The organism is Billgrantia hypersalina (assembly GCF_052584175.1).
This window is the reverse complement of sequence record NZ_JBMIQI010000002.1, coordinates 51,335-69,397: the sequence shown is the minus strand read 5'-3', so window position 1 is coordinate 69,397 and position 18,063 is coordinate 51,335. Positions and strand designations below refer to the sequence as shown.

Below are 18,063 nucleotides of genomic sequence, written 5' to 3'. Positions count from 1 at the left end.
ACATCGCGTTACGGCTTTTTAAAGGAGGCGGTACATGACGTAGGCGTCGACCAATCCCTGCGTGGGGTGACGAAAGGCGCAGGGCAGGGTGCCGACGATCTCGAATCCGTGCTTTTGCCACTGGCGGATCGCCACTTCGTTGGTCGAGACGACCATGTTGAATTGCATGGCGGTAAAACCTAGCTCGCGTGCGACACGCAGGGAGTCCTCGCACAGCTTGTTGGCGATGCCTTGGCCTCGCGCTTTCTCGGCCACCAGGTAACCGCAGTTGCATACGTGATCGCCGGGGCCCGGCTGGTTGGGCTTGAGGTAATAGGTGCCGAGCGGGTTGCCGGCGGCGTCCTCGGCCACGCGCACGGCACGTGGCAGTTCGACCCACATGCGGTAGGCGTCGGCTTCGCTGATCTGGCGTGGCACGGCATAGCTGTCGCCGGCATGCAGCACGGGAGCGATGAAGTCCCACATGGCGGGCCAGTCGCTCGACTGGTAGGGACGGATACGGATCATGGTGTCCTCCTTGATACCTGGCATCGGCCCCGATTTTACGGCATGTCAGCGTGAATAAGCATCAGGCCGGCCAATGAGGTGCTTCACCGCCAGGTAGGCGGAAAGCCCCCAGGGTCCCAGCTCGCGCCCGATACCGCTGCGCTTGAAGCCGCCCCAGCCGGTTTCGGGCAGCACCAGCTGTTCGCTGTTGATCCAGACACTGCCGGCCTGCAACTGCCTGCCGATGCGTTGCGCTCTAGCACGATCCGCGCTCACTACCGTGGCGGCCAGACCGAAGTCGCTGTGGTTGGCGAGCGCGATGGCCTCCTCTTCGCTCGCCACGCTGCATGCGCAGAGCACCGGGCCGAAGATCTCCTCGCACCACAAACGGCTATGGGTCGGCACGTCGCGGTAGAGGGTCGGGGCGACGAAATAGCCCTGTTCAGGCAGTTGCCGGTGGCCGGCATCACGCACCGCCCTGAGTCCTTCTCGTTCGGCAACGGCGAGATAGGCCTGGACGCTCTCGCGCTGGCGGGCGCTGGTCAGCGGCCCCATGTCGATACCTTCCTCCAGGGGATCGCCCAGGACCAGGGCGTCGATCCGCTGCGCCAGGGCGTCGTACAGTTGATCGGCGACGGCTTGGTGGACGAGCAGCCGTGAGGTGGCCGAACAGATCTGGCCGGCGTTGAAGTAGATGCCGGCCACGACCCAGTCGGCGGCCTGCTCGGGGTCGGCATCCTCCATCACCAGGATCGGCGACTTGCCGCCGAGCTCCAGCGAAACGTCGGCGGTGCGCTCGGCGGCGGCGCGCATCACCGCCTCGCCGACCCGGTTGCTGCCGGTGAACGATACCTTGTCGATGTGTGGATGAGCGGTAAGCGGGGCGCCGATGCCCTCGCCATTGCCAAACAGCAGGTTGAAAACGCCGCTCGGCAAGCCAACCTCCTGGGCGATCTCGGCCAGGGCCCGCTCGGGCAGTGGCGTCACTTCCGACGGCTTAAACACCACCGTGCAGCCGGAGGCAAGCGCCGGGGCCAGCTTCCAGGCGCTGGTCACGAGCGGGAAGTTCCAAGGCGTGATCAGCCCGACCACGCCGACCGGATCGTGATAGCAGCGCGCTTCCACACCGCCCATTTCCAGATCGACGAGTCGGCCCTGGCGTTCGTCCAAGGCGCGAGCCTGATGCGCGTAATAGCGATAGCAGGCAATGGCATCGTCGAGGTCGATGCCGGCCTCGGCCAGCACCTTGCCGTTGTTGGTCGAGGAGAGCCGAACCAGTTCGTCGCGCCGGCGGGTCAAGGCCTCGGCGAACCCCTCCAGGTAGCAGGCGCGCTGGGAGCCGGTCAGTGCCCGCCAGGCGGGAAGGGCGCGCTGGGCCGCGGCCACGGCATCCTCGACGTCGTCCGGATGGCCCGCGGTGACCTCGGCAATGACTTCTTCCCGATAGGGATTCATCACGGCAAGGCGCTGCCGGCTACGGGAAGGCACCCAGCGGTTGTCGATGAACTGATGGTCGAGCTGCTGCATGGTATTCGTCCTGTCAGGTCTCGGTCAGCGAATGCTGCCAGGCGGTGGCGTCCACTTCGATCAGCATTGGAGCGTCAGGGGGGCGTGTGGCCAGGGCGCAGGCAAACCCTTCGCGGTCGCTCACGCGCGTTGCCTGGCAGCCGAAGCCGGCGGCGACGGCCTGAAAGTCCGGCGCCTGGATATCGACGCCGCAGCGTGCGACACCGTGGGCATCCATGTAGCGACGGATTTCTTCATAGCCCTGGTTGTGCCACAGCACGATCACGACCGGCAGGCGCTCTGCCACGGCGGTGGCCAGCTCGGAGAGGGTGAACATGACGCCGCCGTCGCCGACCAGAGCCACCACGGGCAGAGACGGCTGGCCCAGCTGAGCGCCAAGCGCCGCCGGCAGGCCGTAGCCGAGGGTGCCGTAGCCGGTGGAGGCATTGAAGTAGCGCCGCGGGGCGGACTGGGAGACGAGATGGTTGCCGGCGTAGACCGGGGCGGTGGAGTCGCCGACCAGAATCGCTTCCGGCAGTGTTTCGCGCAGTGCGGCATACAAGGGCACGAAGGGAACGAAGGTCGGGTCGGCTTCGAGCCCGAGCGCCTCCAGCGTGGCCGCGGTGCGTTCGCTGCCGGCGCGTGAGAGTGGCTCGGGAAAGCAGTCGGCGAGTAGCGCCAGGCTGCGCCCGGCATCGCCCACCAGGCCCAGTGCGACCTGCTGGTTGCGTACCAGTTGCTGGGCGTCGAGGTCGATGCGGATCAGCCGGCCGCGCAGTTCGAAACCGTCGTCGAACACCACGTCGTAGTCGGTCTCGCCGAGTTCGGTGCCGACCGCCAGGATCACGTCGGCATTGCGGGCCAACTCGCGCACGGCGGGAAGGGCCGCGTTGGCGCCCAGGTCGAGTGGGTGGTCACGGCCCAGCAGGCCCTTGGCATTGATGGTAGTCACACAGGGGGCGTCGAGACGTGACACCAGGGCCCGGGCCGCCTCGGGGGCGTCGACGCAGCCGCCGCCCAGCAGCACCAGCGGGCGCGTGGCCCCGCGCAGCCAGTCGGCGGCGATCGCCAGGCCCTCCGGGTCCGGGGCCGGGCGGAACAGCCGCGCCGGTGGCGGCAGTTGGGCCAAGGCAACCGGCGCATCGAACAGGTCGATGGGAATCTCGATATGCACCGGCCCGGGACGCTGGCCCTGGAACACCGCAAAGGCGCGGGCCAGCACTTCCGGCAGCGCTTCGGGGGCGAGCAGTGTATGGCTGAAGCGCGACACGCCCGCCATCAGCTGCTGCTGGCTTTCGAGTTCGTGCAGCCGGCCCTGGCCGCGGCCCAGGGTATCGCGGCGGTTGACGCTGGAGATCACCAGCATCGGCACGGAGTCGGCCAGTGCCTGGCCCATGGCGGTGGCGATGTTGGTCATGCCGGGGCCGGTGATGATCAGGCAGACGCCGGGTTTGCCGCTGGCGCGGGCATAACCGTCGGCCATGAATCCGGCGCCCTGCTCGTGGCGCGGCGTGACATGGCGCACGCCGCCCTCCTCCAGGCCGCGGTAGAGCGCCACGGTGTGTACGCCCGGGATGCCGAAGACGGTGTCGACGCCGTAGCGTTCGCGTAGCAGGGTCAGCAGGAGCCTGGCGCAGGTCGTCGTTCGATGGTTCATCGCGAGCCTCAGAAGAAGAAGGTGTGAGCCATGAAGGCGATGATCGGCAGCGTGATGGCGGTACGCAGCAGGAAGATCGCGACCAGCTCCCACAGCTTGAGCGGGATTTTCGACTTGAGCAGCAGCGCACCGATCTCGGACATGTAGATCAGCTGTGTCAGCGACAGGCAGGCGATCACGAAGCGGGTCAGCTCGCTCTCGATGCTGGTAGCCAGCACCGCCGGCAGGAACATGTCGGCGAAACCCACCAGGGTGGCGGGGGCGGCCGCCTCGGCCTCGGGAATGCGCAGCAGCTCGAGCACCGGCACCATGGGGTAGGAGAGCCAGGTGAACAGTGGCGTGAATTCGGCCAGGATCAGCGCTACCGTGCCGATGGCGAACACCAGCGGCAACAGGCCGAGGAAGATGTCGGCCACGTTGAATAGCGCATTGCGGGCCAGCTCCCTGGGGCCGGGGGCATGCTCGGCGCGGCGTACGGCCTGGGTCAGGCTGTAGCGCAGCAGGCCCATCTCCTCGGTGCGCTTTTCGGCCAGCTGGCAGCCTACCGGCTCGTAGTAGGTGTCAGGCTTGCGTGACAACGGCGGCAGGCGCGGCACGATCACTGCGGCGGTCAGCCCGGCCACCACCACGGTGAAGTAGAACGGCACGAACAGGTGGTTGAGATCGACGAAGCTGGTGATCAGCAGGCTGAAGGCGATCGAAACGATGGAGAAGTTGGTGGCGATCACCGCAGCCTCGCGACGGTTGTAGTAGCCCTTCTCGTACTGCTGGGTGGTGATCAGCACGCCGACGGTGCCCGAGCCCATCCACGAGGCGGTGGCGTCGATGGCACTGCGGCCGGGCAGGTTGAAGATGACCCGGAACGGCTTGCGTACCAGGCTGCCGATGAATTCCATGAAGCCGAACTCGACCAGGAACGGCAGCAGCAGGGCGGCAAAGAAGAAAAACGTCAGCAGTACCGGGGCCAGGTCGTTGAGCATCACGCCGCCGGTAAAGGAGGCGGTGACGAACTCGGGCCCGAACTGGAAAAACGTCATCAGGGCAAAGGCGGCCCCCAGGAGGCGCATGCCGAACCATACCGGGCCGACGTGGAACATGTCGCGTAGCACGCCCGTCTCGGCGCAGCGAGGGCGTGCGAGCTTGACCCAGGTGGTTGCCAGTACCGAGAGTACCAGGACGACCACGGCGATGGCAGGCAGGGCGTCGCCGAGCAGTGCCTTGAGTCCGTCGGCCATCAGGCCCATGCCGATATTGATGGTGTCGCCAACCTGGAACGGGACCAGGAACAGGGCGACGCCGAGCAGGGACGGCAAGAGGAATTTCAGCAGGCTGCCGCGGGCGAAAGGAACCTGGTGGGCAGCGTCATGGGTGGTGTCGGTGGGCGTCATCTGTCATGTCCTGCATTGTCGTTATGAGTGGAACGGGTGTCAGTCGCGGCGCATGACGCCCGGCAAGGCGCATAGCATCTCGTAGAGCAGGGTGGCGCCCATCAAAGCGGTGTTGCCGCTGGGGTCGTAGGGCGGCGAGACCTCGACCAGGTCGCCGCCGACGAGGTTGAGCCCGGCGGCGCCGCGCACGATCTCGAGCCCCTGGGGCGAGGTCAGCCCCCCCATTTCGACAGTGCCGGTGCCGGGGGCGACGGAGGGGTCGAGCCCATCGATGTCGAAGGTCATGTAAACCGGCGTGTCGCCCATTTGCCCACGCACCTCGGTCATCAGCGGCGCCAGCGACTGGTACCAGCACTCTTCGGCGGTGACCACGCGGAAGCCTTGCTGACGGCACCAGTCGAAGTCCTCGGCGGCGTAGCCGGTTCCGCGCAGGCCGATCTGCACGACCTTGCCGTGGGCCAGCAGCCCCTCCTCCTGGGCGCGACGGAACGGCGTGCCGTGGGCGAGGGGCTCACCGAACATGTGCTCGTTGACGTCGGCATGCGCGTCGACATGGATCAGCCCCACCGGGCCGTGCTTTCTGGCGATGGCACGCAGGATCGGCAAGGTGATCAGGTGGTCGCCACCCAGTGTCAGCGGGATACAGCCGTGGCTTAGCACCTCGTCGTAGTAGCGCGCGATGAGGTCTACCGTCTTGGGAAGGTGGAAGGTGTTGATCGGTACGTCGCCGATGTCGGCCACTTGCAGGCTGTCGAAGGGCGCGGCTCGGGTGGCCATGTTGTACGGGCGCAGCATGCGCGACTCGTCGCGGATCTGGCGCGGCCCCAGGCGCGTACCGGGTCGGTTGGAGGTGGCGATATCGAGCGGCACGCCGATAAACGCCACGTCCAGCCCCGCTGCGGTGGGCTGGGTAGGCAAGCGCATCATCGTGGCGGGGCCACCGAAGCGGGGCATCTCGTTGCCGCCAAGCGGCTGGTTGAAATCGGTCATGGGTCACCTCTGCGTGTCTTTGCTCTATCGTGTTGCAGTTTCCATGCCACTTCGCAGCGAGCGACGCGGCAGGCTTCGTGAGGTTTCTTTGATTCAAGGTTGAATCATTTTGGCGTATGGTCGATGCATGTATGCATCACAATGCAAAAATGAATCCGACCAGACGGTACGTGAATGATGAGCGAGATCGATCGCGCGGTGGTGCGAACCATTGTCGAGACGGCAAACGACCATTTCTTCATCGTCGATGGCTCGGGCCGCGTACTCGATGTCAGCCCGGCCGCCGCGGCAGTCTACGGTATGGCGCGAGAGCGGCTGATCGGCAGCCAGGTGCAGCGGCTCGAGGCGGAGGGCGTGCTCAGGCCCTCCATCAGCCTGGAAGTGATCCGTACCGGCAGGCCGGCGCAACTGATGCAGGTGACGGGCACGGGCAGGCGGGTCATTGCCGAAGCGCACCCGGTCTACGTCGACGGCAGGCTCGAGCGCATCGTCAGCCGCTCCCGCGACCTCACCGACCTGCAACTGCTGCAGGATGAGTATGCGCTGCTGCAACGACGGTTCAGCGAGCATCTCAAGCGCAACCAGGGAGGAGGCGGCCCGGAGGAAGGCCAGTGGGAGGAAGCGCTCGACAGTCTCGAGGTGCGCAGCGAGGTAATGCGCGAGCTGGCTCTGTTGCTCAAGCGCGTGGCGCCATCGGATGCCACCGTGCTGATGCTGGGTGAGTCCGGCGTCGGCAAGACCGCCTTCGCCCGACAACTGCATCGCTGGAGCCGCCGCAGCGAGGGGCCCTTCGTCGAGGTCAACTGCGGGGCGATTCCCGAGAACCTGTTCGAGTCGGAGATGTTCGGCTACCAGCCGGGGGCTTTCAGCGGCGCGGCGCGCCAGGGCAAGGCGGGGCTTCTGGAGCAGGCGCAGGGCGGTACGCTGTTTCTCGACGAGATCGGCGAGTTGCCGCTATTGATGCAGACCAAGCTGCTCAAGGTGATCCAGGACGGCAGCGTCACGCGATTGGGCGACACTCGCCAGCGGCAAGTCGACTTTCGCCTGGTGGTGGCCACCAACCAGGACTTGGCCAGGCGTGTGGAAACGGGGGCGTTTCGCCTCGACCTCTATTATCGGCTCAATGTCATACCGGTCACGCTGCCGCCGCTGCGCGAGCGTCGCGAGGATATCCCGGCGCTGGTCGAGGCATGCCTGGAGCGGCTCAACAAGCGTTACGGTCAGCGCAAGCTGCTGCACGGCAGTGTCTGGTCGGAGCTTATGGGAGGCGACTGGCCGGGCAACGTACGCGAGCTGGAGAACTGGCTGGAGCGTGCCTGGCTCTCTTCCGCAGAGGACCTCATTCATTCGCCGACATCGGCGCTTGGTGCCGGTGCGGCACCCGTGGCGCCATGCATGGCGCCTTCGGTTTCGGCGGAGCTGGCCGAGGGCGAAGGGCTTTCCGCCTGCCTGGCCCGGGTCGAACGCGACGTGCTGCGGATGCTGTGCCGATCTCTGCCCAGCACTTATGCCATCGCCGAGCGGCTGGGTATCAGCCAGCCCAGCGTCGTACGCAAGTTGAAACGACACGGTCTCTGCATAGAGCGTTAGGTGCCGTGTTCGGCGATAGCCCGCTCGAGGATGTCGAAGCGGCCGGGCACCAGGGCATCTTCCACGGCCGTGATGCGCAGCACGTGGCCCAGGTCCGGATGGGCGGGGCGAGCGATGAGCCGGCCGGCTTCGAGCAGCTCCTGATTCAGTCGACCGGCCAGCTCCGCACTGGGCAAGCGCAGGGCGATGAAGTTGGTGGCACTCGGCAGCACCTCGGCGCCCAGGTCCCGAAAGTGCGCGGCCAGGCGCTCGCGGCGCTGCTTCACCTCGCGCACGTGTGCCTCCACCTCGCCGTGGTGGTCGAGCACCGTTTCAGCGGCGGCCTGAGTCAGGGTCGAGACGGCATAGTGGATGCGCACCTTCATCATCATGGCCAGTGTCTCGGGTTCGGCAATGGCGTAGCCGATGCGCAACCCGGCCAGGCCATGGGCCTTGGAAAGGGTTCGCAGCCGGATAACGCCCGGCAGCACTTCGCGGCTGAAAGGAGAGTCGGCGTCGTCGCGAAAGTCGTGGTAGGCCTCGTCGAGCAGCAGCCAGCAAGCCTCGGGCAGTTCGGCACGCAGCCGACGGATCTCCTCGTCGCTGTGCAGGTGCCCGCTGGGATTGTCGGGATTGGCCACGTAGACCAGTCGGGCCTGGTGCTCGTGGGCGCTGGCCAGCAGGGCCTCGAGGTCGGGCGAGAGCAGCCCGGGTGCCTCGCGGTAGGGCCGCTCGACGACATGACAGCCCTGGCCGCGGGCGAAATAGCTGAAGGTGGGATAGGTGCCGCTGGCGCATGCCACTGTGCACCCGGGGGTGGCCACGGTGCGCAGGGCCAGGGCGATCAGACTGTCGGCGCCGGCATCCACCAGGGTGGTCTCAAGGGCAAGGCCATAAAGCGAAGCGAGGCGCTGGCGCATCCCCAGTGCTTCCGAGTCGCCATAGCAGTAGACGTGCTCGGCCATGGCATTGCCGAAGCGCTCGCGCAGGGCCCGGTGGGGCATGTCGAGGCCTTCGTTGGAGCCCAGGCGGTGCGGAATCTCCCGGCCGATGCGTCGCTCCAGCACCTTGATGCCGGGGAACGGGTTGCTCGGGCCGGAGCCGGTCAGGTGGTCGGGAAAGCGCGGCATGCGAAACTCCAGTGCGAGAAAAGGGAAGATCGTTGCAGAAGCGTGCCCATGGCTCAAGCCGGCCTCATGTCTGCGGCGCCAGGATCTTGTGCCGATTGAGCAGACCCTTCGGGTCCAGGGCGCGCTTGAGCGTATGCATTAATGCGATCTCCTCCGGCGTGCGCGAGACCGCTAGATAGTCGCGTTTCTCCAGGCCAATGCCGTGCTCGGCGGAAATCGAGCCGCCAAGTTCGGCCAGCGGGCCGTAGACGAGCTCCTCAACGGCGCGTCGGGTCGCGGGCTCGCTGTCGCCCACGCTGACCGAGACGTGCAGGTTGCCGTCGCCCAGGTGGCCGAACACCACGATGCGTCCCTTGGGCCAGCGCTGTCGAATGGCGCGTTCCAGCGCCTCGGCGTAGCCCGGCATGTCGGGTATGGGCAGGCTGACGTCGAAGGTGAAAAGTGGCGCCAGGTGCTGGATCAAGCCTTCGATATCCTCGCGAATGGCCCAGATCCCTTGCCGCTGGGCATCGGACTGGGCCAGTACCGCATCCTCGATCAGGCCGGCTTCCAGGGCCGACGCCAGGGCGGCGTCCAGCAGCGCCGCATTGGCCGCGTCGTCATTGCCCAGCGATTCGACGATTGCATAGTAGGGCCAACTGGCCGGTAATGGCGGGGTGTTGCGTCCGCTCTCCTCGGTCAGCAGCGCATAGTGATTGCGCCACATCACCTCGAAGGTACCGAGGCTGCCGCCAAGTTCGCGGCCCAGACGTCTGAGCAGGCCGGTCACGCCGTCGAAGTTGCTACAGGCCACCAGCGCGGTGCGCTCGCTGGCCATCCTGGGCTGCAGCCTGAGCACGGCCCGGGTGACGATGCCCAGCGTCCCTTCGCTGCCGATGAACAACTGCTTGAGGTCGTAGCCGGCATTGTTCTTGAGCATGCGGTTCATGGAACTGACCACGCTGCCGTCGGCCAGCACTGCTTCGAGTCCCAGCACCTGCTGGCGCATCATGCCGTAACGGATCACCCGCACGCCGCCGGCATTGGTCGCGATGTTCCCGCCGATGGTACATGAGCCTCGTGCGCCGAGGTCGAGGGCGAACTGCAGTTCTTGTTCTTCAGCCGCTTCCTGAACCTGCTGCAGTATTGCGCCGGCTTGAACCGTCATGGTGCCGCCAACAGAATCGATCGACTCGATGGCATTCATTCGTTCCAGCGAGACGACCAGCTCGTCGGGCTCCGCCTTGCTGCCGTGCACCAGTCCAGTGAGACCGCCATGGGTCACGACAGGTTGAGACGCGGCATGGCACCGGCGCATCACTGCGGCCAGCTCATCGGTGCTGCCAGGGCGCACGATGGCGCCGGCGCGGCAGCTTTCACCGCTCAGCCAATCGACCCGGCGCTGGTTGACGTCGTCGCCGACCAGCACGTTGCCCGTGCCAACGATGGCGGTGATTTCCTCGAGTAGTGCTTGCATGGTCATCCTTTTCTGCGTGCCGGGTTCAGGCCATGGCCGCTTCGTGCGCGCGACCGGGAATGGCGTCGAGCAGCTGCTTGGTATATGCCTCGCGGGGAGCGAGAAAGACTTCCTTGGCCGTGCCCTGCTCGACGATGCGCCCGTGCTGCATGACGATGATGGTATCGCTGATCTGAGCCGCGACCCGCAGGTCGTGGGTGATGAACAACAGCGAGAGCGACAGCTTCTGCTTGAGCTCGTCGAGGAGTTCGAGCACCTGGGCCTGGATCGACACGTCGAGTGCCGAAACCGCCTCGTCGGCCACGATCAGCTCCGGGTTCAACGCCAAGGCGCGGGCAATGCCGATGCGCTGCCGCTGGCCGCCTGAGAACTCGTGGGGAAAGCGATCCACGGCCACGGCACCGAGCCCCACCAGCTCCAGCAGTTCTTCCGCCTGGCGCATGGCTTTTGCACGCGGTACGCCGTTGGCCATGGGGCCCTGGGCGATGGCATAGCCGACACGGTGGCGGGGGTTGAGCGAGGCGTAAGGGTCCTGGAAGATCATCTGCACGCGGTGACGCTCGCGACGCAGCTCGTCTCCCCGGAGCGCGGAGAAGTCGGTGCCGTCCAGGGCGAGGGTGCCGCTGTCGGGCTGCTCCAGACGCACCACGCAGCGCCCGAGCGTCGACTTGCCCGAGCCGGATTCGCCGACGATACCCACCGTCTCGCCTGGGGCCAGGGTGAAGGAGACATCGTCCAGGGCGCGCACTTCGCGCGCCGGCTTGAACAGCCCGCCACGTGAGCGGAAGACCTTGTTCAAGTGGCGTACTTCCAGCAGCGGCAGCGGCCGTTCCCCACCTTTCGCTTCGGGAATGACGTTGCTGGGAATCGCCTCGAGCAGCGCCCGGGTGTATTCGTGCCGCGGGTTGTCGAGAACATCTGCGGCAGGGCCGAGCTCGACGATCCGGCCGTAGCGCATCACGCACACGCGGGTGGCAACCTCCGCCACGACCCCGAAGTCATGAGTGATGAACATCACCGCCATGCCACGGCGTTGCTGCAGGTCGCGAATAAGTGTCAGGATTTGTGCCTGGGTAGTGACGTCGAGTGCGGTCGTCGGCTCGTCGGCGATCAGCAGCTCCGGCTCCAGGGCCAATGCCATGGCGATCATCACGCGCTGGCGCTGGCCGCCGGAGAGCTGGAAGGGGTAAGCGCGAATGGCCCGGTCGGGCTGGGGAATGCCGACTTCCTCGAGCAGTGCCAGCGCCTTCTCCTGGCGTTCGCGACCGCCGTACCTGCCATGCGCCTCGAACACTTCGGCGATCTGGGCACCGACGCGCATCAGCGGGTTGAGGGCCGTCATCGGCTCCTGGAAGATCATGCCGATGCGCAGACCGCGGAGCTGGCGATGCTGCTTCTCGGAAAGCGTGAGGAGGTCCCGGCCGTCGAAGATCACCTCGCCGGCGGTAGGGCGCACCCCTTTGGGCAGCAAGCCCATCACGGCATTGGCCGCCATCGACTTGCCGGAGCCGGATTCCCCGACGATGCACATGATTTCACCGCGCGCCACGTCGTAGCCGACGTCTTCGACTGCGTAGTCGCGGTCCGCCCCGGGGGGCAGCGCCAGAGTCAGGCCGCGTATGCTCAGTACCGGCGTATTGTCGTTCATCGTCCGTCTCCCTAAGAGCGTTCGCGGGCAAGCTTGGGGTTGAGGGCATCATCGAGCCCTTCGCCAACCAGGTTGAGCGCCAGCACGGTGAGCAGGATCGCCACGCCGGGGAAAAAGCTTAGCCACCAGGCCTGGCGGATCACGGTGCGTGCCGCGCCGATCATGTAGCCCCACGACATGACATTGGGGTCGCCCAGGCCCAGGAAGGAGAGCGCCGACTCGAGCAGAATCGCGGTGGCCACCATCAGCGAGGCCAGCACGATGATCGGCGACAGGGTGTTAGGCAGGATCTGCCTTAGGATGATGGTGCCATTGGTCTGACCGACGAGTCGCGCGGCCTCGACGTATTCGCGATGGCGCAGCGACATGAACTCGGCGCGCACCAGGCGCGCCACAGGCGGCCAACTGACGATGGCAATGGCCAGCACGATGGAGACCACACTAGGCTGCATGATTGCCACCAGGACGATCGCCAGGGCAAAGTTGGGAATGGTCTGGAAAAACTCGGTGAAGCGCATCAGGGCATCGTCGACCAGGCCGCCGTAGTAACCCGCTACGGCCCCTAGCGGCACACCGATGAGCAGCGCCACGCTGGTTGAGACCAGGCCGATCAGCAGCGACACCCAGGCGCCGTGCATCAGCCCGGCGGCCACGTCGCGGCCCATGGTGTCGGTTCCGAGCCAGAAGCCGTCGACTTCCATCGGGGCCAGAAAGGGGCGCTGCACCATGCGCCAGGGCGACTCGGGATAGAGCAGCGGAGCCAGCATGGCCATCAGGATGATGAGCGAGAGAATGACCAGGCCGATCAGGGCGCCCCGATTCTGGGCGAAGCGGGCGAAGAAGCTCATACTGCCTCCTTGATGCGCGGATCCGCCAGGCGGTAGACGAGGTCGGTAATGATGTTGAAGACAATCACCAGGGCAGCGGAGAAGAAGAAGATGCCCAGCAGCAAGTTGTAGTCGCGCTGCTGCAGCGCCTCGAACATCAGCCTTCCGATACCGGGCCAGGCGAACACCGTCTCGGTCAGGATGGCACCGCCCACCATCTGCCCGGCCTGCAAGCCGGCCAGGGTGATGATCGGCAACAGGGCATTGCGCAGGATATGCCGACGCTGGATCACGCGGGGAGATAGCCCCTTGGCGCGTGCGGTCTTGACGTAGTCCTGCTGGCTTGCCTCCAGCATCGAGGCGCGGGTCATGCGGGTATAGATGGCCATGAAGAACAGCGCCAACGTCGTGGCAGGCAGAATCAAGTGCTTCGCCACATCGAGGGCCAGTTCCAGGCCGCTGAGGCCGGCACCCACGGTATACATGCCGTAGGCCGGCAACCAGTCGAGGTAGACCGAGAACAACACCACCGCCATCAGCGCGACCCAGAACAGCGGCGTGGCATAGAAGATCAATGCCAGCGCCATGATCAGCGACCCCGAGGGTTTCTTGACCCGGGCCGCGGCCATGGAGCCGGCCAGGATACCCAGCGCGAGTGAGAGCACGAAGGCAGTGCCGGTCAGCAATAGGGTGGCGGGCAGTCGCGCCAGGATGAGGTCGAGCACCGGCATGCTCTGGCGATAGGACCAGCCGAAGTCGAGCATGGCAATGCCCGAGATATAGCGCCATAGCTGGACGTAGAGGGGCTGATCGAGGCCGAAGCGTTCACGTAATTGCTGCAAAAACGCTTCGTCGGTGGCGCCGGCCTCGCCGGCCAGAATGGCGGCGGGATCGCCCGGTGCCAGCTGGATCAGGACGAAATTGAAGATGACGATCATGAACAGCACGACGACGGCCTTTAGCAGCCGCATCACGATCAGGCGGGCATAGAGCATGCAGCAAGCCTCTGCAGTCGGAAGGGAGGGGCGGCCGGCAGGGCCGCCCCGGTCACGCGAGAGCGATCAGCGATCGAGCCAGGCGTCCCGGAAGGCATCGTTGATGCCCACGCCGGACGTGATCAGGTCCTTCACGTCGCAGCGATAGATCGTCGGAAAGCCGAGCTCCATCAGCCAGCCTACCGGCACGTCCTCGTGGAGGATCTCCTGGGCCTCGTGGTAAAGCGCCTCTCGCTCTTCCTCGGGATAGGCGGTGGCGGCCTCGTCGAACAGCTCGTCGATGCGCTCGTTCTCGTAACCCTCGACATTGTTCCAGGGAGAGCCCTTCTCGATGTTGTCCGAAAGATAGGAGCGGGTGATGCCCAGTGCCGGGTCGCCGTACTGGTAAAGGTAGGTGAACGCCAGGTCGAAGTCCCAGTCGCCCAGGCGCTGGTTCCAGCCGCCTACGTCGGTAGCCACCGTGCGTACGTTGATGCCGACTTCGCGCAGGTTCTGCTGGACGGCCTCGGCCCAGCGGTTCCAGGTCTCGCCGTAGGGCAGTGGCAGCAGACGCACCTCTTCGTCGTCGTAGCCCATCTCGTCGAGCAGCGCACGGGCGCGTTCGGGATCGTGGTCGTAGGGCTCCAGGTCTTCATGCTGGAACTTGGCATTGGAGCCGAAGGCGGAGAGTGGCACCTGGCCCATGCCATTCCACAGCACGTCGCGGGCGAACTCGCGATCCATGGCGTACATCACCGCCTGGCGGAAGCGCTTGTCGGCGGTGGGGCCTTCACGGTTGTTCATCCATAGCATGGCGAAGGGACTGAAGTACTCGTTGCCTTCGTCGGTGATGCAGGCATTCTCCATGGCGGAGAGACGCGGGATATCGAAATTTTCCACGGTGCCGTTGGGCAGTACGTCGACGGTGCCGTTCTCGAAGGCCACGGCCCGTGAGGCGCCGTCGGGAATGATGTGCCAGTTGACGCCATCGAGGTAAGGCAGGCCCTCCTCGTAGTAGTCATCGTTGCGCACCAGCTGGATCACGGTGCCGCGATCCCAGTTGTCGAACTTGAACGGGCCGGTTCCGATGGGGTGACTGTTGGCCTCGTTGTCGCGGAAGTCGGTTCCCTCGTAGATGTGCTTGGGCACCATGGTGAAGGTGCCGGCCTCGAACGAGATCAGGAACGGACCGAAAGGTTCGGCAAGGGTGAAGACAACGGTGTGGTCGTCGGTCGCTTCGATGCTCTCGACGTGCTGCAGTACGGCACGGGCACTGGGGTTGAGCTCGCGATGGAAGACATCGGCCGAGAACACCACGTCCTCGGCAGTGAAAGGCTCGCCGTCATGCCATAGCACGCCTTCGCGCAGGTGGAAGGTGTAGGTCAGGCCGTCGTCGCTGACTTCCCATGACTCCGCCAGTTGCGGGATCGGCTCCAGATCGGTGGAGTACCGCAGCAGGCCCTCGTAGATATTGCCGGAGATCTTGCGAGTGGGGTCGTTCTGAACCATGCCCAGCACCAGACCCGGTGGTTCGGGCTGGATGATGGTGTCGATGACGCCGCCACGCTTGGGCTCATCGGCGATGGAAAAGGTAGCGGTGAAGGCCAGGGCAGCGAGGGCCGCAGCCAAGGGCGTCTTTCTCATTGTCGGTTCCTTCTTGTTATCTCGGCGATTTGTTCTTGAGCGGGATAGTTGCCGTCTATCAGCACTTTGACCATAGCAGCGCTTCGATAAACTGTCGACAGTCGCCAATCGACGGTCGACACAGCGCCGCTTTACATCATACTGTAACGATTCAATCCTACTGAGCCCGATGAATGACAGCTTCCAACGCTTTCGGACGTGGCATGGTCATCCAGCAGCGCAACCTGGTGGAGCAGGTGGCCGACTTCCTGACCCAGGCCATCATCAGTCAGCACTACGCCCCCGGACAGCGCTTGTCGGAGGTGCAGTTGGCGCGCGACCTGGGCGTCAGTCGGGCACCGGTCCGCGAAGCCGCGCGCCTGCTGGAAAGTCGTGGCCTGTTGGTATCGCAACCGCGGCGCGGGTTCTTCGTGCGTGCGCTGGATGCCTCGGAGCTGACGGATGTCTTCGACCTTCGCCTCTGCCTGGAACGCCATGCCCTGTCGCGACTGGTTGGCATCTACGATGCCGAGATGGAGCTGGCCTTGCGCCGGCAGGTCGAGCTCATGTGCCAGGTGGCGCTCGAGGACAGCGACAGCCGCAAGATCGAGGAAGACCTGGCCTTCCATCGCATGCTGATCGCTCTCTCCGGTAACCGCCGCCTGCTCAAGGCGTTCGATGACATCTCTCATGAGCTGCGGTTGTGCATCGCGCTGATCGGCAAGACGCACGCCGATCCCGATACCATCGCCACTTCCCACTGGGCGTTACTCGACGCCTTGGCCAGCGGCGACGCCGGGCGCTGCCGCGACGCCATCGACTACCATATCGGCGTGGCGCGGGATTACGTGGTGCAGGGAATTGGCGAATGCTGATGCCAGGACCGGGGGAGACGGACGGAACGCCTGGGTCTGCCGCGAGTCAGATGCGTTAATATCGCAAGGGGGCCGACATGCTCGATACCATCCAGCGTTTCTTCCAGCAGGCGCTGTCCGAGCCGAAGCGCTCGGACGATGCCGCGCCAACCCTCGAGCGTGCCACCGCCGCCCTGCTGTGCGAGGTGGTTCGCGCCGACTACCATACCGATGAAGCCGAACTCGATGCACTGCGCCAGATGCTCCAGGACCGTTTCGGGCTGCTCGACGCCGAAGTCGATGAGCTGATGGAGCTGGCGCGCGAGGAGGCGGAGCACGCCGTCGATCACTACCAATTCGTCAGCCTCATTAAGCAGCACTACGATTACGACCAGCGCTGCGAGCTGGTGCGTATGATGTGGTCGCTGGCATTCGCCGACGGCGAATCGCACCATCTCGAGGAACATCGCATCAGGCGTCTGGCCGAGCTCCTGCATGTCAGCCACTCGGATTTCATACGCACCAAGCTGCTTGAACAAGGCAGAGCTGAATAGCGTCGCCCACCGACGCTGGCGCCTGCATCGCATGTTCTTGATCCGGCTCAGCAATCGGGCAAAAGCGGCGACGCTCCTTTCTCCGCGCTGCTAGACTGGCCGTTCGTTCCGGCGGCTGTGCCGGATGCGTCAGCGCCCAGGAGGAGTGGCATGTCTCGTGAAACCGTCGTTCTTGGAGCCGGCATGGTCGGCGTTTCCATCGCCTGGCATCTGGCCCGTCGTGGCCGATCGGTGCTGCTGGTGGACCGTCGTCCCCCCGGGCAGGAGACCTCCTACGGCAACGGCGGACTGATCCAGCGCGAGGCCGTAAGGCCCTATCCCTTTCCCCGCGAGCTGGGCAAGCTGCTCAGCGCATTGCCCAATCGTCGCGTAGACATTCGCTACCAGGTGAGTGGCATGTTGACGTATGCCGGCCCGTTGTTCGGCTACTGGCGCTACTCGGCGCCACGCCACTATGAACGTATCGTCGACCAATACGCCTCCCTGATTGCGCTCTCCACACAGGAGCACGAGCCCATGATCGAGGCCTCAGGGGCAGCCGAGCTGATCGGCAAGGAGGGCTGGCTCGAGGTGCATCGCAGAGGGGGCGAACTCGAGCGCCGCGCACTCGAGGCCGAGGACGCCGCGCGACGCTTCGGCGTTCGCCATGAGCTGCTCGATGCCCGGGGGCTGGCACAGTTGGAGCCATACCTGGGCGGCGACCTGGCCGGTGCCATTCACTGGACCAACGCCTGGAGCGTGGCCGACCCGGGTGGGCTTGTCGGGGCCTATGCCAGGAGTTTCGAACAGCAGGGCGGAGAAATCCGGCAGGCCAGCGTTCAGCGGGTGAGCCAGAACGGGCGTGGCTGGCGTATCGCTACCGATCAGGGCAGCCTCGATGCCCAGGAGGTTGTGTTGGCGCTGGGACCCTGGGCGGGAAGCTGGCTCAAGGACCTGGGTTACCGGCTGCCGACCTTTGTCAAGCGAGGTTACCACATGCACTATGGCGCCACGGAAGGGAAGCGATTACGCCACTGGATTGCAGACGCCAACATTGGCTACATTCTGGCGCCGATGCGCCCCGGCATACGCTTGACGACCGGAGCCGAGCTGGCCCGTCTCGAGGCGCCGCCGTCGCATGGGCAACTGGACGCCGCAGAACGCAAGGCCCGTGAAATCTATCCCGCCCTTGGATCCCGGCTGGAGGCGTCGCCGTGGAAGGGCGCGCGCCCCTGCCTGCCGGACATGAAGCCGATCATCGGACCGGCGCCTCGTCACAAGGGGTTGTGGCTGGCCTTCGGCCACGGCCACCAGGGGTTCACGATGGGGCCGGTAACGGGACGGCTGATGGCGGAAATGATGGAAGGGGAGGAGACGGCAGTCGACATGACGCCGTTTCGCGCCGATCGTTTCTAACCTGTC

15 protein-coding genes are annotated in these 18,063 nt (G+C 65.4%); 4 read left to right on the top strand and 11 right to left on the bottom strand.

Annotated features, from left to right (window positions below; all coding sequences use genetic code 11):
- Positions 1–18 precede the first annotated feature (18 nt).
- The 5 genes from ACOJCM_RS00440 to speB are packed head-to-tail and all read right to left on the bottom strand — an operon-like array spanning position 19 to position 6,027.
- Complete coding sequence (locus ACOJCM_RS00440; RefSeq protein WP_445210085.1) at positions 19–507, bottom strand: GNAT family N-acetyltransferase; 489 nt, start codon at positions 505–507, stop codon at positions 19–21.
- Positions 508–552: 45 nt separating this feature from the next.
- Positions 553–2,013 carry an aldehyde dehydrogenase family protein gene (locus ACOJCM_RS00435; RefSeq protein ID WP_445210084.1) on the bottom strand — a complete coding sequence of 487 codons (1,461 nt, stop codon included), beginning with the start codon at positions 2,011–2,013 and terminating at the stop codon, positions 553–555.
- A gap of 13 nt (positions 2,014–2,026) precedes the next feature.
- Entirely contained in the window at positions 2,027–3,649 is a 1,623-nt protein-coding gene (locus ACOJCM_RS00430) for a 5-guanidino-2-oxopentanoate decarboxylase (RefSeq protein ID WP_445210083.1), read from the bottom strand.
- Between the two features lie 8 nt (positions 3,650–3,657).
- The gene (locus ACOJCM_RS00425) at positions 3,658–5,037 is read right to left on the bottom strand and encodes a YjiH family protein (protein ID WP_445210082.1); all 1,380 of its coding nucleotides are present in this window, start codon (positions 5,035–5,037) and stop codon (positions 3,658–3,660) included.
- A gap of 39 nt (positions 5,038–5,076) precedes the next feature.
- Positions 5,077–6,027 (bottom strand): agmatinase, encoded by a 951-nt coding sequence (gene speB, locus ACOJCM_RS00420; protein WP_445210081.1) that lies wholly within the window; start codon positions 6,025–6,027, stop codon positions 5,077–5,079.
- 177 nt (positions 6,028–6,204) lie between these two features.
- Here speB and ACOJCM_RS00415 point away from each other — a divergent pair, with 177 nt between their 5' ends.
- Entirely contained in the window at positions 6,205–7,617 is a 1,413-nt protein-coding gene (locus ACOJCM_RS00415; protein WP_445210176.1) for a sigma-54 interaction domain-containing protein, read from the top strand.
- On the opposite strand, the gene ACOJCM_RS00410 is transcribed toward ACOJCM_RS00415, so the two are convergent.
- The 6 genes from ACOJCM_RS00410 to ACOJCM_RS00385 form a co-directional block, all read right to left on the bottom strand.
- Entirely contained in the window at positions 7,614–8,726 is a 1,113-nt protein-coding gene (locus ACOJCM_RS00410; protein ID WP_445210080.1) for a pyridoxal phosphate-dependent aminotransferase, read from the bottom strand. The genes ACOJCM_RS00415 and ACOJCM_RS00410 overlap by 4 nt on opposite strands.
- 64 nt (positions 8,727–8,790) lie before the next feature.
- Positions 8,791–10,182: an FAD-binding oxidoreductase gene (locus ACOJCM_RS00405; protein WP_445210079.1), complete on the bottom strand. Its 1,392-nt coding sequence runs from the start codon at positions 10,180–10,182 to the stop codon at positions 8,791–8,793.
- Positions 10,183–10,207: 25 nt separating this feature from the next.
- A complete protein-coding gene (locus ACOJCM_RS00400; protein ID WP_445210078.1) occupies positions 10,208–11,830 on the bottom strand; it encodes an ABC transporter ATP-binding protein in 1,623 nt (540 codons plus the stop codon).
- A gap of 11 nt (positions 11,831–11,841) precedes the next feature.
- Entirely contained in the window at positions 11,842–12,678 is an 837-nt protein-coding gene (locus ACOJCM_RS00395; RefSeq protein WP_445210077.1) for an ABC transporter permease, read from the bottom strand.
- Positions 12,675–13,652 carry an ABC transporter permease gene (locus ACOJCM_RS00390; RefSeq protein WP_445210076.1) on the bottom strand — a complete coding sequence of 326 codons (978 nt, stop codon included), beginning with the start codon at positions 13,650–13,652 and terminating at the stop codon, positions 12,675–12,677. The genes ACOJCM_RS00395 and ACOJCM_RS00390 overlap by 4 nt, the downstream gene beginning before the upstream one ends.
- Before the next feature lie 66 nt (positions 13,653–13,718).
- A complete protein-coding gene (locus ACOJCM_RS00385) occupies positions 13,719–15,275 on the bottom strand; it encodes an ABC transporter substrate-binding protein (RefSeq protein ID WP_445210075.1) in 1,557 nt (518 codons plus the stop codon).
- A 173-nt stretch (positions 15,276–15,448) separates the two neighbouring features.
- On the opposite strand from ACOJCM_RS00385, the gene ACOJCM_RS00380 reads away from it, so the two are divergent.
- The 3 genes from ACOJCM_RS00380 to ACOJCM_RS00370 all read left to right on the top strand — a co-directional run bounded on the left by ACOJCM_RS00380 (position 15,449) and on the right by ACOJCM_RS00370 (position 18,057).
- Positions 15,449–16,129 carry a GntR family transcriptional regulator gene (locus tag ACOJCM_RS00380; RefSeq protein ID WP_445210074.1) on the top strand — a complete coding sequence of 227 codons (681 nt, stop codon included), beginning with the start codon at positions 15,449–15,451 and terminating at the stop codon, positions 16,127–16,129.
- Between the two features lie 77 nt (positions 16,130–16,206).
- The gene (locus ACOJCM_RS00375) at positions 16,207–16,662 is read left to right on the top strand and encodes a tellurite resistance TerB family protein (protein WP_445210073.1); all 456 of its coding nucleotides are present in this window, start codon (positions 16,207–16,209) and stop codon (positions 16,660–16,662) included.
- 150 nt (positions 16,663–16,812) lie between these two features.
- Positions 16,813–18,057, top strand: a complete 1,245-nt coding sequence (locus ACOJCM_RS00370) for an NAD(P)/FAD-dependent oxidoreductase (RefSeq protein WP_445210072.1) — start codon at positions 16,813–16,815, stop codon at positions 18,055–18,057.
- The last annotated feature ends 6 nt before the right edge of the window (positions 18,058–18,063 follow it).

Bases quoted from the DNA above. Each gene is read 5' to 3' on its own strand.
- ACOJCM_RS00440 (WP_445210085.1), bottom strand. From the start codon at position 507: ATGATCCGTATCCGTCCCTACCAGTCGAGCGACTGGCCCGCCATGTGG.
- ACOJCM_RS00435 (WP_445210084.1), bottom strand. From the start codon at position 2,013: ATGCAGCAGCTCGACCATCAGTTCATCGACAACCGCTGGGTGCCTTCC.
- ACOJCM_RS00430 (WP_445210083.1), bottom strand. From the start codon at position 3,649: ATGAACCATCGAACGACGACCTGCGCCAGGCTCCTGCTGACCCTGCTA.
- ACOJCM_RS00425 (WP_445210082.1), bottom strand. From the start codon at position 5,037: ATGACGCCCACCGACACCACCCATGACGCTGCCCACCAGGTTCCTTTC.
- speB (WP_445210081.1), bottom strand. From the start codon at position 6,027: ATGACCGATTTCAACCAGCCGCTTGGCGGCAACGAGATGCCCCGCTTC.
- ACOJCM_RS00415 (WP_445210176.1), top strand. From the start codon at position 6,205: ATGAGCGAGATCGATCGCGCGGTGGTGCGAACCATTGTCGAGACGGCA.
- ACOJCM_RS00410 (WP_445210080.1), bottom strand. From the start codon at position 8,726: ATGCCGCGCTTTCCCGACCACCTGACCGGCTCCGGCCCGAGCAACCCG.
- ACOJCM_RS00405 (WP_445210079.1), bottom strand. From the start codon at position 10,182: ATGCAAGCACTACTCGAGGAAATCACCGCCATCGTTGGCACGGGCAAC.
- ACOJCM_RS00400 (WP_445210078.1), bottom strand. From the start codon at position 11,830: ATGAACGACAATACGCCGGTACTGAGCATACGCGGCCTGACTCTGGCG.
- ACOJCM_RS00395 (WP_445210077.1), bottom strand. From the start codon at position 12,678: ATGAGCTTCTTCGCCCGCTTCGCCCAGAATCGGGGCGCCCTGATCGGC.
- ACOJCM_RS00390 (WP_445210076.1), bottom strand. From the start codon at position 13,652: ATGCTCTATGCCCGCCTGATCGTGATGCGGCTGCTAAAGGCCGTCGTC.
- ACOJCM_RS00385 (WP_445210075.1), bottom strand. From the start codon at position 15,275: ATGAGAAAGACGCCCTTGGCTGCGGCCCTCGCTGCCCTGGCCTTCACC.
- ACOJCM_RS00380 (WP_445210074.1), top strand. From the start codon at position 15,449: ATGACAGCTTCCAACGCTTTCGGACGTGGCATGGTCATCCAGCAGCGC.
- ACOJCM_RS00375 (WP_445210073.1), top strand. From the start codon at position 16,207: ATGCTCGATACCATCCAGCGTTTCTTCCAGCAGGCGCTGTCCGAGCCG.
- ACOJCM_RS00370 (WP_445210072.1), top strand. From the start codon at position 16,813: ATGTCTCGTGAAACCGTCGTTCTTGGAGCCGGCATGGTCGGCGTTTCC.